This is a genomic window from Parasedimentitalea denitrificans (genome assembly GCF_011813015.1).
Lineage (GTDB): Bacteria > Pseudomonadota > Alphaproteobacteria > Rhodobacterales > Rhodobacteraceae > Parasedimentitalea > Parasedimentitalea denitrificans.
On the sequence record NZ_QHLQ01000011.1, the window covers coordinates 97,929 to 112,000 of the forward strand.

The following is a 14,072-nucleotide window of genomic DNA, read 5'->3' on the forward strand; positions in this document are numbered from 1 at the left end:
TGTCTCTCTCTTCCTTGTCCGCCCGGCCCCGAGGCCGGGCCGCGCCTGACTTCCCCCAAAGGAAGGCGCTTTGCACCTCCCCAAGGTCAGGCACGCCCCTTATCACTTTCGTCCGGAGCCGTGCTGCTATGACAACCATCTTCACCCAACCGCTGACCGCTGAAGTATTTGCTTCTTTTGGTGACGTACTGGAGTTGAAACCAGATCCCGACAAGCTGATCAATCAGGGCCTCTGTGGCCGTCACCATGATTTGGCGGATATGGATTTTCACGGTGGTCGCGCCGGGGTCTCGCTGTTTGACGCCCAGCCTCGCAGCTTCCCCTATACGCTGGATTTGGTTGAACGGCACCCTGACGGAAGCCAAGCGTTTATCCCGATGTCGCAGACCAGTTTCCTGGTGATCGTTGCCCCGGATGACGGCGGCAAACCGGGCAGACCGCTGGCGTTTGAAACCACACCTGGCCAAGCGATCAACCTACATCGCGGCATCTGGCATGGAGTGCTGACCCCGCTGGCCGCACCGGGGCTGTTTGCCGTGGTCGACCGGATTGGTGACGGAGACAATCTCGAAGAATATTGGTTCGACACGGCCTACACTGTGTCGCGCCCATAAATCCGAAGTCACCCGCAAAAGAGGTGGCAAGGACCAACAAGGAACGACCAAAAGGGAGGACATTATGTCAACTGGTTCCATAGGGACGCCGCAGCAACTGCGCGATCCCAATTATACGCCTGCGTTATCGCGGGCCATTCCGCTGGGAATCCAGCATGTGCTGGCGATGTTTGTATCAAACGTCACCCCAGCCATCATCGTGGCGGGGGCAGCCGGATTTGGCTTTGGCTCCAACTCGCCCGATTTCCCCGAACTGCTGTACATGATCCAGATGTCGATGCTGTTTGCCGGGGTTGCGACGCTGTTGCAGACGGTGACTGTAGGCCCGGTGGGCGCGGCACTGCCGATTGTTCAGGGTACCAGCTTTGCCTTTCTGCCGATAATGATCCCGCTAGTGGCGGGCAAGGGCGTTGATGCACTAGCCGCACTTTATGGGGGTGTCATCATCGGTGGTATTTTCCATGCGGCATTGGGTACCGTGATCGGTAAGATCCGCTTTGCTTTGCCGCCACTGGTTACCGGTTTGGTGGTGCTGATGATTGGCTTGATGCTGGTCAAAGTCGGTATTCAGTACGCTGCTGGCGGGGTGCCTGCGAAGATGTCAGGTGCTGCTGAATACGGTTCTTTGCTGAACTGGTCCGCAGCGCTGGTGGTGATTGTTGTGACCCTGGGGCTCAAGTTTTTCACTCGTGGCATGTTGTCGGTTTCTGCCGTTCTGCTGGGATTGGTCGTGGGCTATGCCTATGCACTGATGATGGGCATGGTTACCATTGAAGCCATCGGTACCAGCTGGTCGCGTGCTTCGGCATTTGCGCTGCCGGTTCCGTTCAAATACGGGTTTGAAATCTCGGTCGCTGCGGTTCTGGGCTTTTGCCTGATGGCCTTTGTTTCGGCTGTTGAAACCGTTGGCGACGTCAGCGGAATCACCAAAGGTGGTGCAGGCCGTGAGGCAACAGATAAGGAGATCGAAGGGGCCACCTATGCCGATGGTATCGGTTCGGCAGTTGCCGGACTGTTTGGTGCCATGCCCAATACTTCATTCAGTCAGAACGTTGGTTTGATCGCGATGACCGGGGTGATGAGCCGCCATGTGGTGACCATTGGCGCTATATTCCTGATCATCTGCGGCTTGATCCCTAAGGTAGGTGCCATCATCCGTACGGTGCCGATTGAGGTGCTGGGCGGTGGTGTCATCGTGATGTTTGGTATGGTGGTTGCCGCTGGCATCTCGATGCTGTCGGACGTGGACTGGAACCGTCGCAACATGGTGATTTTTGCCATCTCACTGTCGATCGGTTTGGGTTTGCAGCTTGAACCAGATGCCGTGAAGAACTTGCCGGATACATTGCGGATCCTGATGACCTCGGGGCTGTTGCCGGCCGCGCTGTTGGCAATGGTTTTGAACCTGATCTTGCCTGAAGAGCTGGCTGAGGAATCAACAGATGAAGTGTCTGGTGGTCATGCTGGTCATGGTGCAGGCAGCATGCCAGGTGAATAGGTGACAGGTGCGAGGGGCCAGCCCCTCGCGCTCCCCGGAGTATTTCGGCAAAAAGAAGTCTGGGGCCGCAACGCAAAGCGGCCCCCGTTTTTATAGCAAGAGGTGTGCTATTCAGCCGCCATTCTGTGGGCGACATCCAGCATACGTGCGGAGAATCCCCATTCGTTGTCATACCAGCCAAATACGCGCACCTGATGATCCCCCACCATGCGGGTTTCAGGGGCGGCGATGACCAGTGACTCAGGTCGCGCGCGCAGATCTGATGACACCAGTGGCATTTCAGTCCAGCCCAAAACGGTCGAGCTGGCAACACCTTCCTTCAGGGCAGCGACAAAGCTATCTTCGCTGAGCGGCTGTGAAAGCTGTACCACCAGATCAACGGCTGAAACGCTGGCGCTGGGGACACGGACAGCGGCACCGCTAATGCGTCCCTTGAACTGGGGCAACACTGTATCGATCAGATGTGTTGCTGAAGACGAAGTTGGCACCATGGATTGGGCACCTCCCCGAGATCGAGCAAAGTCACCGCGCGGCGCATCAACCATTGGCTGGCTGTTGGTATAGCAATGAATGGTGGTCATATGGGCCGTATCAAGACCAGCGATCTGGTCTACCAGTTTAATCAACGGGCCTAGCGCATTGGTGGTGCATGAGGCGTTAGAGATGATCCGCGCGCCGTTCAGCACTTCGTCGTTGGCGCCAAGAACTACCGTTTGCTCGGCAGCGGGCGAGGGGCCTGAGATCAGTACTTTACGTGCCCCCGCTGCCAGGCCACGTTCGGCCACGTCGGACGTGCGGGCTATGCCAGTACACTCCAGCACTACATCAACGCCGCTCAAATCAACCGCTGTCAGGTCCGCCTGATGACTCATCGGGATCGCGCGGCCCATGATATTGAGCGTTTCATCGCCCATTTCAACTGGATGAGAAAAGGGGCCAAAGGTGCTGTCGTATTGAAACAGATAAGCGCACATCTCGAGCGAGGCGATGTCGTTGATTCGTACAATTTCAATCCCCTCACCACGCGAGGTGGTCAGGATTTGGCGCAGAATTGCGCGGCCGATGCGGCCGAATCCGTTGATTGCAATCTTCATGCCTAAGCTATGGCAGGGGATTAAGCGTGGCTCAATCCACCTTGAGGTGAAATTTGATCACATCTTGTGTCGGCAAATGTTTCAAAATTACCAAAGCCCACCGCCGTCGGGGCGGATTTATTTAGGGCAGATCATCTGCGCGTAGTAAGAGCCGTCAATCGACTTCACCATTGAATCAATATTGGCACTGCATCCGGTGGCGGCTTTGAATGCACGGGTGGCCTGGCGGGAGCCGATCATGGCCGGAGAGCGAAACGGGATGAGTTCTACGTTCAAGCGTTTTGCGCGAAACTGTCCTGGTGCGTCTTTGACGGGGGTTACGACCCAGTTTCGGCCTAATACTGTGACCTGCTTGCCCTCGACCTCTTTGGCCTGTGCGAGTGGGACCATTGCCACGGCCAGAGTGGCGGCCAGGATCACTTGTTTCAACATACCAATTCTCCACTTAAATCGCGTGCCGCAACTTTAACGTTGGTTGCGGCACATGCAATGGGTATCGGCGTAGTTTAATTAGCCCAACGGCATATGGCGGTTGACGTCTTTGTACAGCAGATAGCGAAAGCGGCCCGGTCCACCTGCATAGCAGGCCTGCGGGCAGAAGGCGCGTAGCCACATGAAATCGCCAGCCTCTACCTCGACCCAGTCTTGGTTCAGCTTATAGACTGCCTTGCCTTCGAGCACGAACAGCCCGTGTTCCATCACATGGGTTTCAAGAAACGGGATTACGCCACCGGGTTCAAATGTCACCACTGTGACGTGCATGTCGTGGCTCATGTCCGTCGGATCCATGAACCGGGTGGTGGCCCAGCGGCCTTCGGTGTCAGGCATTACACTAGGGGCAATGTCTTGTTCATTGACCACATAGGCCGCAGGCTTTTGTACGCCGGGCGCTGATTTCCAATGTTTGCGGATCCAATGGAACGAGGCCAGGTCGGTGCCGGTGTTGCGGGCGGTCCAATTGCTGCCAGCTGGAACATAGGCAAAACTTCCGGGTTCCAGCGTGTGGGCGTCGCCGTCGATGGTCAGTTGCAGATTGCCCTGGGTGACAAACAGTCCGGCCTGTGCCGCGCCATCGCTTTCAGGTGCATCTGATCCGCCGCCCGGTTGCAGCTCGACGATATACTGCGAAAAGGTTTCAGCGAAACCACTCATAGGGCGGGCAATAACCCACATGCGCATTCCATCCCAGCCGGGCAGGAATGAGGTTACGATGTCGCGCATCGTGCCCTTGGGGATCACCGCATAGGCATCCGTGAACATCGCGCGATCGGTCAGCAACTGGTCCTGTCCCGGATGGCCGCCCTGAGGGGTGTGATAGTTGGGCTGTGCCATTGGCGGGTCCTTTCCGTGAGTGTGCTGTAACTATGATCGTGTCGTCGGATGGCCGAAAGGTGGCCTTGGCCAATAGCATTCTTCGCAAATATTTGAATATCGCCCCGCTGCCTTTGGACAAATCGGAGGGCGCGGTGTATCGCTGGGGGAGAACTGCCTTGACGGCATTGTATTTCCGAGGGTCGAACATGAGAAAAATCCTGAGCGCTTGTGCCATTTTGGTATCCATGAGCGGTGTTGCGGAAGCCAAATCGCTGTCACGCATTTTGGCTGAAACAGGTCTTAGCAGCGAAGATTTTGATATGATGGGACAGTATGCCGCTGGGCTGTATGATCGTAGCGCGCCAAGGGCGGGATCTAAGGCGCAATGGGCCAATGACAGCAGTGGTGCTGCTGGCACAGTCACGCTGGATGCGGTTAGTGGAAATTGTGTATCTCTTCGCCATGAGGCTACGGCGGGTGGTAGGGACAAACCTGTTCTAATCCATACACGTCGCTGTAAGAACGCAGACGGTATTTGGGTTTTGCAGCCCTGACATAGGGCCGCTGCCGAGCAATGCGAGCGGGTTGGGGTTAGAGCCCAACGACCGCATTGGTGTGCCGCAGTTCGGCGGCACATAGCTGTAGCTCGCGTAGGATCGTTTCCTGCCGGTTTTGGTCACCCAATCCGCGTGGCGCAGAGCTGCCGACAACCACGGGCGTGTCGCCGGGGCGTGAGACCACAACTGCATACCCGATGATGCCGGATTCGAATTCACTGTCAGTGACAACCAGTCCGTCCTGACGGGCCTTGTCGATCCGTTCGACAATCGAGCCATGATCAAGGATTGATAATTCCGTATGGCCGGGGATCGGGTCTTTTTTGACCAGAGCGGTAGCCTGATCTGGCGGCAAGCAGGCCATTAGCATCCTACCCAGGCTAGTATGGATCAGCGGAATACGAGCCCCGGCAGTGAAGCCATATGTCACCGGACCATGATCAACGGTTGATTGTGCAAGCAACAAGACCTGATCGTTGTCCAGCATTGCAAGTGTGATTTCGGCGCCAAGCCTGGTGGCATGATGATCAAGAACTGGCTGCACGCGTAGACCAAATTGATTAGCCTGCAAAAATCCTCCGGCTAATTCCAAAACTCGTGGAGTCAGCGATAACATACGACCATCTTGTCGTAGATAACCGGCCTGAACCAATGTTAGGGCGCCTCGACGTGCGGTGGCCCGGTCCTGTCCTGTTCGACGGGCAATTTCTGCCAGGCTCATGCTTGGGCTGGCCGCATCAAAAACAGCCAGTACAGCCAAACCCTTGGCAAAGCTGGATGAAATGTTTCGATCTTGGCCTGCGTTAGACATTTGAATTTCCGTAAAAAAGCCCGCTCGAGGTTGACAGCATTATGATGCTCTTGCAACGTGGTCGTATTGCAAGCTGTTAGTTCTATATACGAACTTCGTCAAGCCTGTATTTTCTTTCTAGCCAGTGACTGGGACTACAATGATCAGCCAAGAGATGAACGATAGCCTAACCCGTGTAGGCCCAGGTAGCGACGCCGGAGAAGTCTTGCGGAGGTATTGGCAGCCTGCAGCGTTGTTGGACGAGCTAGAACAAGCCCGCCCTGTGGTGCCGGTAAAGCTGCTGGGTGAGGATCTTGTGTTGTTCCGGGATAGTGAGGGTGAGTTGGGCTTGATTGGTCGCCACTGCCCGCATCGCGGCGCTGATATGTGTTTTGGACGGCTCGAAGACAACGGGCTGCGCTGTCCGTTCCACGGCTGGCATTTTGATCGTTCCGGCCAATGTGTTGAACAGCCGGGAGAGCCAGAAGACAGCCGAATGCACGAAAAGATCAAGTCGGTATCCTATCCGATGGTCGAGAAGAACGGTATTATCTGGGCCTACATGGGGCCGGGGGAGCCTCCGGCCTTTCCCAATTTCGACTGCTTTCGTGCGCCGGGCACACATGTGTTTGCTTTTAAGGGTCTGTGGAAGTGTAATTGGTTACAGGCGCTAGAGGTTGGCATTGACCCGGCCCATGCTTCGTTCCTGCATCGGTTCCTACAGGATGAAGATCCGGCTGACAGCTATGGCAAGCAGTTCCGTGACAGCGCGGCTGATACCAATATTCCCATGACCAAGCTGCTGCGGGATTATCCGCGCCCAGACATTCAGGTGGAAGAGACTGAATATGGGATGAAGCTGACGGCGCTGCGCCATCTGGACGGCGGGCAGACCCACGTTCGGGTGACCAATCAGATTTTCCCCGAGGCAATCTGTATTCCCATGTCGCGTGAGATGACCATCACCCAGTGGCATGTGCCGATCGATGACGAAAACTGCTATTGGTTCTCGATGTTCACCAGTTTCAATGGCCCGGTGGACAAGGATCTGATGCGCGAACAGCGGCTGGAAGAGCACAGCCTGCCGGATTATGCGCCGCTTAAGAATGCCAGCAATAACTATGGCTACGATGCCGCCGAGCAGGCAAGTGAGACCTACACGGGCATGGGGCTGGATATTAATGTGCACGACCAATGGGCGGTCGAAAGCATGGGGGCAATTCAGGACCGGACGCAAGAGCATCTTGGCAAAACCGATATCGCGATCATTCGCAATCGCCGAATGCTGCGAGCGGCTATAGCTGCTGTCAAAGAAGGTAGGGAGCAGGACCTGCCAATGCACAATGGGCTGGACCTTGCTACTATTTCTGGACCAGTGTCCAATGATGCCATTGCCAAAGACGGTGACTGGAGCAAGGCCACGCAGATGTCGGATGCAGAACGCCGTGCAGCTTGCCCTTGGGATGCCGCCGTCTAAGCGAACCTAATGCCGGGAGTTCAGGATGCGGGATGTATTTAAGGCCGGGAAACTGGCCCAGATGGGGCTTTTGTCTGATGACGACCGGGCCAAGGTATCAGATCTTGTGGCTCAGGTCGAGTCAAATGGTATTGAAACTGTGCGGGTGCTGTTCGTTGATCAACACGGCATTCTGCGGGGTAAAACTATTGTCGCCAGTGCCTTTGCTTCGGTGTTTAGTGCCGGGATAGCGGTGCCTTCGACTTTGCTGTTGAAAGACACCTCACATCGTACGGCATTTGACGTATGGTCGAACACCGGTGAAAATGACCAAGGGCCAATGAAAGGTGCTGGCGATGTGCTACTGGTGCCGCGCCCTGATACTTTTCGGGTGCTGCCCTGGTCTCCGCATTCGGCTTGGATCTTCTGCGATGTTGTGTATCGCGATGGTCGCTCGATGCCGTTTAGCTCTCGGCGGGTGTTGCGTCAGGTAGTGAACCAACTTGCGGATCAGGGCATGGCGGCCGTAATTGGGTTGGAAGTTGAATTCCACATTTTCGAGCGGATAGACGGCGCAACTGGGCATGAACAATCCGGTATGCCCGGTGCCCCTGTAGAAACCCGCAATCTGGCGCAGGGCTATCAGTTCTTGACCGAAAACAGATATGGCCAGTTGGAACCTGTTCTGGATGACCTGCGCCGCTATGCGCAGGAGTTGGGATTGCCAGTCCGCTCGGTCGAAGTAGAAATGGGCCCCAGCCAGGTCGAGTTTACCTTTGACCCTGCAGACCCGATGACACAGGCCGATGCGCTGGTCATGTTCCGTTCCATGGTCAAGCAGGTCTGCGCCGAGCGCGGGCTGCATGCTAGTTTTATGGCCAAGCCTAGGCTGGCCAATACCTGTGCGAATGGCTGGCATATTCATCAGTCGTTAGTTGACCTGAAAACGGGAAAGAACTTGTTCATGCCAGATGAGCGGGGCGGGCTAACACCGGAGGCTAATGGTTGGATTGCAGGGTTGCTGGAACACGCCGCCGCCGCGTCTGTTTTGATTGCGCCCAGCGTCAACAGCTACAAACGTTACCTGCCTTTTCAGCTTGCTCCGAACCGGATCCAATGGGGCGAGGACAATAGGGGGGCAATGTTGCGGGCCTTGCTACAACAAGGAGACGGCGCCAGTCGGATAGAAAACCGTGCGCCGGATACTTCGGCCAATCCATACTATGCTCTGGCTTCGCAGTTGATTGCAGGGGCAGAGGGGATCGCCAGTGGTCGTGCCGCCCCAGCTCAGACTAGGTCTCCGTACGAAGGTGATGATCTTCAACTGCCGCGGTCATTGGGGGATGCATTGCAAGCGTTTGAGGGATCTACGCTGTACCGCAAGGCGATGGGCGATGAGTTTGTCGACTATCTGCTGCATCTTAAGCGGTTCGAATGGGAACGCTATCTGAACACTGTTAGTGAGTGGGAGCAGTCTGAGTATTTCAACCTCTACTAAGTGCGGGTCTACAACGATCTAGGTAATTGCGGCTTGAACGGCAGCAGAGCGATTGGTAGCTTGACGCAACGCAAAATCCTTGGGTCAATGGAAAATCAACGATGAAATTCACCGAAGAACATGAATGGCTGCTGCCAGAAGGCGATTTGATTATCGTTGGGATTACCACACATGCTGCTGAGCAATTGGGAGATGTTGTGTTTCTTGAACTGCCAGAGGCGGGTCTGGAAGTGACCAAAGATGAAGAGGTAGTGGTGATTGAATCGGTTAAGGCCGCTTCGGATATCCTGTCGCCGCTGGATGGTGAGATTGTTGAAGTCAATGAAACCCTTGCCGAGACACCGGGCTTGGTCAACGAAGATGCCCAGGGCGGTGCTTGGTTCTTTAAAATCAAAGCTTCGGACCTGTCAGTGATGGACGACTACATGGACGAAGCTGAGTATCAGAAATTTATCGGCTGATGATCCCAACCGGATCAGTGTTTAAGAATGGAGGCGGGCCCAAGTGGGCCCGCAGCTGTTTTTTTGGCCCCTTTGCAAGCAAAGGAGCAGGCCGCTGGCAGGGATATTTGGAGCCAGATGAACAAGGGACGCGCAACAGGCGGTTACGTTTTGTTACTCAGCTAGTCAGGGACAGCAGGCTGCTAACGCTTTCCTTTTGCGACTTTGGCCACCTCTTGTGAGATGACCTTGCGGATCAGTTTGTCGAAGTTTTTGATCTGGGTGTCGACCAGTTTGACATGCCGTTTTTCCATTTCTGAAATGATTTTCTTGAGCTCAGCAATCTTTTTTTCCAATGTCGAGTCATGGTCATCGACGTACTGTCTGGCGCGTATCAGGGCCAGCCGGTTTTCTTCTGCGTCATGGGCGTTGGCCTTGATCTGAGCAATCATGCCTTTCACCTCGGTGTCGACATATTTTCGGGCGCGGATCAGTGCCTGACGGTTGCCTTCGGTATCGTCAGTATTCGCCTTGATTTGGTTGTCAGCCGAACGCAGGTGGCTGTCGATCTCGTTGAACTTTTTAACCAGAGTTTGAACGTTTTTGGCGGATTGATCTGCCTGTCCTTCGATTCTAGCGGCGCGTTTTTCGTCGGCCTGTTGGTTGGCCTTCAGTTTGGCAGACAGCATTTTGTCGTTCTGAAAAAGAACGTCATTGATATTGTATTTGGTTTTCTCAAACCTTTGTTCAGTGAGCTTGCTTTGCTCTCCCAGCTTTTTTTCCAGGGTCTGAACTTTTTTCTCTAGGGTTTGAAGGTCGTCGGGCATTGCGTCACCTTTGGTTTTCGATCCGATCTGATGTTGGCTGAGGCGTTCAGCAAAAAAAATCATGGATCAAAGACTAGGTGAGCTTTGCGCAAAGGCAATTCATTCAGAACAATTCAGTGGCCCTAGCTGCCGAAAGGGTGAAACTGGTTGTGCCCTCGGCGACCATCTGCACGCATTCACTGTAGCAAGTGTTGCTGCCCGTAGCGTCGGATCAGCGTACTGGTTAGTCGAACACTGCTTCAGGATAAATCACGCGTGCCAGATATAACCCGTGACCGGGACAGACTGGGCCACAGGCGGCGCGGTCACAGGCCGCCAGAGCATCGCTAACATCTCGCGGCGACCATGAACCGGCCCCAACCCGTTCCAGCGTGCCGACAAAGCTACGCACCTGATTGTGCAGGAAACTGCGGGCGCGGACGTGAAAGTGAATTTCAGGACCCGAAAAACCATCGACACGTTCAACCCGGAGTTCATCCAGAGTCTTGACCGGGCTTTCAGCCTGGCAAATGGTTGAGCGGAAAGTGGTAAAGTCGTGCCGCCCGATAAGACGATCTGCCGCTTCCTGCATTGCTGGGACGTCCAGGTCATTCTTCAGATGCCAAACCTGCCCCAACTCATGGGTGATAGGGGCGCGCCGGGTCAAAATGCGGAACAAGTATTGCCGTTCCAGTGCCGAAAACCGGGCGTGCCAGTCGTCCGCAACATGGACGCAGGCAACAATGGCAACCGGCGCAGGTTTCAGGTGATAGTTCAGTGCCTCGGACAGTCGGAACGGATCCCAATCGCGCGTCAGATCGCAATGTGCGACCTGTCCCAGCGCGTGCACACCTGCATCGGTTCGTCCAGCAGCGGCGATTGTATGCGGTCCCGGTTCAAGCTTGGCTAGGGCGTGCTCAATCGCACCCTGCACCGAGGGCTGATCTTTCTGGCGTTGCCAACCGGCAAATGGCGCCCCCTGATATTCGACTTTGAAAGCATAACGCGGCATGGCGGGGCACCTAACGTGACGTGCGGTTTCACACAAGTCCTGTTTTGAGTCCAAGTTCACACTGGTAACAGTGTCATAGCCTCCTTATGTTTTTCGTAGAGTATTGAAGCAGGAAGCAATTTTGATGATTTCTTCATTGGCCGACGGAATTGCACGCGGGGTAGAGCAGCTCAGCGATTCTGTGTCAGAGCGGTTCTTTGAGCCGACTATCCGGCTAGGGGTGACCGGGCTGGCGCGTTCGGGCAAGACTGTGTTTATTTCCTCACTGGTGGCCAACCTGCTGAACCGAGGCCGAATGATGCAGTTGTGCGCAGTGCGTGATGGGCGGATCGTCGCCGCCTATCTGCAACCGCAACCTGATGATACTGTCCCACGGTTTGACTATGAAACCCATCTGGCAATGCTAACCGGTCCTAATCCGCAGTGGCCTGATAGCACCCGAGCAATATCCGAATTGCGACTTAGCCTGCGGGTTGCCCCCGTCGGCTTGTTGTCTGGCCTTCAGGGGCCGCGCACGGTGCACATTGATATTGTGGATTACCCCGGCGAATGGCTGCTGGATTTGGCGCTGCTGGATAAAGACTACGACACGTGGTCATCTGAAGTGCTGGAGCGGATCAGAAACAGAAGGTGCGCGAGTAACTTCTTGGCGCAGGCCCTTGCGGTTGATGCGACCACAGATCATGACGAGAGCTTGGCCCAGAGGTTGGCCGAGGAATTCTCTAAGTATCTGAACACAGCGCGCAAGGACGGCTTTTATGACTGTACTCCGGGAAGGTTTCTGTTGCCGGGTGACTTGGCAGGCTCGCCTGTGTTGACTTTTGCGCCGATCCCGTTTCAGGGCAAGTCGCTTCGCGGTTCGATCCATCGTGAGATGCAGCGCAGGTTTGAGGCCTACAAAGGCAAGGTCGTGCAGCCCTTCTTTCGGGATCACTTTGCCCGTATCGACAGGCAGGTGGTGTTGGTGGATGCACTGAGCGCAATTCACTCTGGCCCAAGGGCGCTAGAGGACCTGCGCCATGCGATGGCAGATATTCTTGGGGCATTTCGCCCCGGCGGCAACGCGCTCTTGTCACGTCTATTGCGCGGAAAACGCGTTGAGAAAATTTTATTTGCAGCGACCAAAGCTGACCACTTACATCACACCCAGCACCCGCAAATGACTGCAATAATTGAGGCGCTGACCCGTGACGCACAGGATCGCGCAAGGTTCGCCGGCGCTTCGACTTCGGCGCTTGCACTTGCGTCCTTGCGGGCCACGACAGAAGAAGTGCGTAACCATAATGGTGAAGAACTTGCCTGTGTACGTGGGACATTGCTGGACAGTGGCAAGCAGGCGGCATTCTATCCGGGTGCCTTGCCCGACGATCCGACGCAACTGCTGGGGCCGGCACGGACTGGCGCGGACAAATGGCTAAATGGAGATTATCAGGCAATGGCCTTTGCACCCGCCAAATTGACCTTGAAGCCAGGGGATGGGCCGCCGCACATCCGGTTGGACCGTGCGGCTGAATTTCTGATCGGAGATCTTGTATGAGCTGTGTGATCCGTCCAGCACACTCTGGCGATGTGCGGGCAACGGCTGAAATAGTACACCAGTTCCAAGAGGAGACAGCTTGGATGCCAAAGCTGTATTCATTGGAAGAGGTTGTTGGGTTTTGTCGGGCTATGATCGACCGTGGATGGGTTATCGTAGCTCAGAGCCAAGGGCGGGTAGTCGGTTTTCTTGCGCGGGATCAGGAAGAGGTTTGCTCTCTATATCTGCTGTCCAATGAGCGTGGAAATGGTTTTGGCCGTGCTTTGTTGGCCAGCGCTAAGGCTTCGAGCCCACGTCTGCTGTTGCGTACTTTTGTAGCCAACGAAGCTGCGCAGCGCTTTTATCATCGTCAGGGGTTCATCGAAATCGGTCGCGGCGACGGATCGACCAACGAGGAAGAGCTGCCAGATATCTACCTGCAATGGGGTGATGACCCACAAGGGGACCAAGCATGAGCAACAAGCCGGTGTTGTTTGAAATTGATGAAACCGAAGCCGCACCAGATGTGGCCGCGGCGGCTTCTGTTCCGGACCTGACGTCGGCAACGCCAGACACAGCGATGCAGCAAGTGGCCCGATTGGCTGCGCGAAAACCCTCGCGGTTGGTCCGCTGGTTCTGGGGGATCATGGCCGCTCTGATGGGCGCTGTTATTTCGGTTGCGGCATGGGATTTCGCCGCTGGGTTAATCGCACGTGTCCCGTTGCTAGGCTGGGCGGTGACCGTTGGGCTGGCGGTTGCTTTGATCTTGGCCATGCTGATGGGCTTGCGGGAATTGGTGGCGTTGGCGCGTCTACGCCGCGTCGACGGATTACGCCGTGGTGCAGATGACGCTGCCGATGATCTAAAGGAAGCACAGGCCTTTGCTGACAAAATAGATAGGTTCTACGCAGGCAGGAATGATCTGTCTTGGGGCAGGGCCCGGCTGGCCGAGCGTCGAGGAGAGGTGTTGGATGCGGACGCCGTATTGCAGCTAACTGAGACAGAGTTGCTGGTGCCGCTAGATGCCGCCGCCCTGCGGGTCGTTGAAGGCGCCGCGCGGCAGGTAGCGACGGTGACCGCATTGGTGCCTCTGGCACTGGCAGATGTGGTGACGGCACTGGTGTCATCGATGCGTATGATCCGGCAGGTGGCCGAGATCTATGGTGGTCGCGGCGGGTTCTTTAGCTCGTGGCGCCTGACCCGTGCGGTTCTGTCTCATTTGGTGGTCACCGGTGCCGTTGCGGTTGGCGATGATCTGCTGGAACCTGTTCTGGGCGGAACAATGTTGTCCAAACTTTCGCGGCGCTTTGGCGAGGGGCTTGTCAACGGAGCACTGACAGCTCGCGTGGGGATCGCCGCTATGGAGGTTTGCCGCCCGATGCCGTTTGGCAAAGGGCGCAAACCCAAAGTGCGGGCTGTGATTAAGCGGGCGCTGACCGGGTTGTTTGGCAAGGGCGAATAAAGGGGCCTGCCATTT

At 55.8% G+C, this 14,072-nt stretch carries 15 protein-coding genes; 9 read left to right on the forward strand and 6 right to left on the reverse strand.

Going from position 1 to position 14,072, the window contains the following annotated elements; genetic code table 11:
* The first annotated feature begins 128 nt into the window (after positions 1 to 128).
* Positions 129 to 614, forward strand: a complete 486-nt coding sequence (locus tag DL239_RS12440) for an ureidoglycolate lyase (RefSeq protein ID WP_167684419.1) — start codon at positions 129 to 131, stop codon at positions 612 to 614.
* A gap of 64 nt (positions 615 to 678) precedes the next feature.
* The gene (locus tag DL239_RS12445) at positions 679 to 2,112 is read left to right on the forward strand and encodes a uracil-xanthine permease family protein (protein WP_167684420.1); all 1,434 of its coding nucleotides are present in this window, start codon (positions 679 to 681) and stop codon (positions 2,110 to 2,112) included.
* A gap of 107 nt (positions 2,113 to 2,219) precedes the next feature.
* Here the strand turns inward: DL239_RS12445 and DL239_RS12450 are convergent, their stop codons facing one another.
* The 3 genes from DL239_RS12450 to DL239_RS12460 form a co-directional block, all read right to left on the reverse strand.
* Positions 2,220 to 3,206 (reverse strand): type I glyceraldehyde-3-phosphate dehydrogenase, encoded by a 987-nt coding sequence (locus tag DL239_RS12450; protein ID WP_167684421.1) that lies wholly within the window; start codon positions 3,204 to 3,206, stop codon positions 2,220 to 2,222.
* 117 nt (positions 3,207 to 3,323) lie between these two features.
* A complete protein-coding gene (locus DL239_RS12455; RefSeq protein ID WP_167684422.1) occupies positions 3,324 to 3,638 on the reverse strand; it encodes a hypothetical protein in 315 nt (104 codons plus the stop codon).
* A 78-nt stretch (positions 3,639 to 3,716) separates the two neighbouring features.
* Positions 3,717 to 4,538, reverse strand: coding sequence for a bifunctional allantoicase/(S)-ureidoglycine aminohydrolase (locus tag DL239_RS12460; RefSeq protein ID WP_167684423.1), 822 nt, complete (start codon positions 4,536 to 4,538; stop codon positions 3,717 to 3,719).
* 188 nt (positions 4,539 to 4,726) lie between these two features.
* Here DL239_RS12460 and DL239_RS12465 point away from each other — a divergent pair, with 188 nt between their 5' ends.
* The gene (locus DL239_RS12465) at positions 4,727 to 5,074 is read left to right on the forward strand and encodes a hypothetical protein (RefSeq protein ID WP_167684424.1); all 348 of its coding nucleotides are present in this window, start codon (positions 4,727 to 4,729) and stop codon (positions 5,072 to 5,074) included.
* 37 nt (positions 5,075 to 5,111) lie between these two features.
* Here the strand turns inward: DL239_RS12465 and DL239_RS12470 are convergent, their stop codons facing one another.
* Complete coding sequence (locus DL239_RS12470; protein WP_167684425.1) at positions 5,112 to 5,888, reverse strand: IclR family transcriptional regulator; 777 nt, start codon at positions 5,886 to 5,888, stop codon at positions 5,112 to 5,114.
* A gap of 154 nt (positions 5,889 to 6,042) precedes the next feature.
* Between DL239_RS12470 and DL239_RS12475 the strand changes: the two genes are divergently transcribed.
* The 3 genes from DL239_RS12475 to gcvH all read left to right on the forward strand — a co-directional run bounded on the left by DL239_RS12475 (position 6,043) and on the right by gcvH (position 9,282).
* Positions 6,043 to 7,344: a Rieske 2Fe-2S domain-containing protein gene (locus DL239_RS12475; RefSeq protein WP_369410566.1), complete on the forward strand. Its 1,302-nt coding sequence runs from the start codon at positions 6,043 to 6,045 to the stop codon at positions 7,342 to 7,344.
* A gap of 25 nt (positions 7,345 to 7,369) precedes the next feature.
* Entirely contained in the window at positions 7,370 to 8,821 is a 1,452-nt protein-coding gene (locus DL239_RS12480) for a glutamine synthetase family protein (RefSeq protein WP_167684426.1), read from the forward strand.
* A gap of 101 nt (positions 8,822 to 8,922) precedes the next feature.
* A complete protein-coding gene (gene gcvH, locus DL239_RS12485) occupies positions 8,923 to 9,282 on the forward strand; it encodes a glycine cleavage system protein GcvH (RefSeq protein WP_167684427.1) in 360 nt (119 codons plus the stop codon).
* 182 nt (positions 9,283 to 9,464) lie between these two features.
* On the opposite strand, the gene DL239_RS12490 is transcribed toward gcvH, so the two are convergent.
* Both DL239_RS12490 and truA read right to left on the reverse strand, forming a co-directional pair.
* Positions 9,465 to 10,151, reverse strand: coding sequence for a hypothetical protein (locus tag DL239_RS12490; RefSeq protein ID WP_167684428.1), 687 nt, complete (start codon positions 10,149 to 10,151; stop codon positions 9,465 to 9,467).
* 160 nt (positions 10,152 to 10,311) lie between these two features.
* Positions 10,312 to 11,079 carry a tRNA pseudouridine(38-40) synthase TruA gene (truA, locus tag DL239_RS12495; RefSeq protein ID WP_167684429.1) on the reverse strand — a complete coding sequence of 256 codons (768 nt, stop codon included), beginning with the start codon at positions 11,077 to 11,079 and terminating at the stop codon, positions 10,312 to 10,314.
* Positions 11,080 to 11,200: 121 nt separating this feature from the next.
* On the opposite strand from truA, the gene DL239_RS12500 reads away from it, so the two are divergent.
* Genes DL239_RS12500 through DL239_RS12510 form a run of 3 tightly spaced genes read left to right on the forward strand, consistent with a single transcriptional unit; the run spans position 11,201 to position 14,057 of the window.
* Entirely contained in the window at positions 11,201 to 12,616 is a 1,416-nt protein-coding gene (locus DL239_RS12500) for a YcjX family GTP-binding protein (protein ID WP_167684430.1), read from the forward strand.
* Positions 12,613 to 13,071 (forward strand): GNAT family N-acetyltransferase, encoded by a 459-nt coding sequence (locus DL239_RS12505; RefSeq protein ID WP_167684431.1) that lies wholly within the window; start codon positions 12,613 to 12,615, stop codon positions 13,069 to 13,071. The genes DL239_RS12500 and DL239_RS12505 overlap by 4 nt, the downstream gene beginning before the upstream one ends.
* Positions 13,068 to 14,057, forward strand: a complete 990-nt coding sequence (locus DL239_RS12510) for a YcjF family protein (RefSeq protein WP_167684432.1) — start codon at positions 13,068 to 13,070, stop codon at positions 14,055 to 14,057. The genes DL239_RS12505 and DL239_RS12510 overlap by 4 nt, the downstream gene beginning before the upstream one ends.
* Positions 14,058 to 14,072 lie beyond the last annotated feature (15 nt).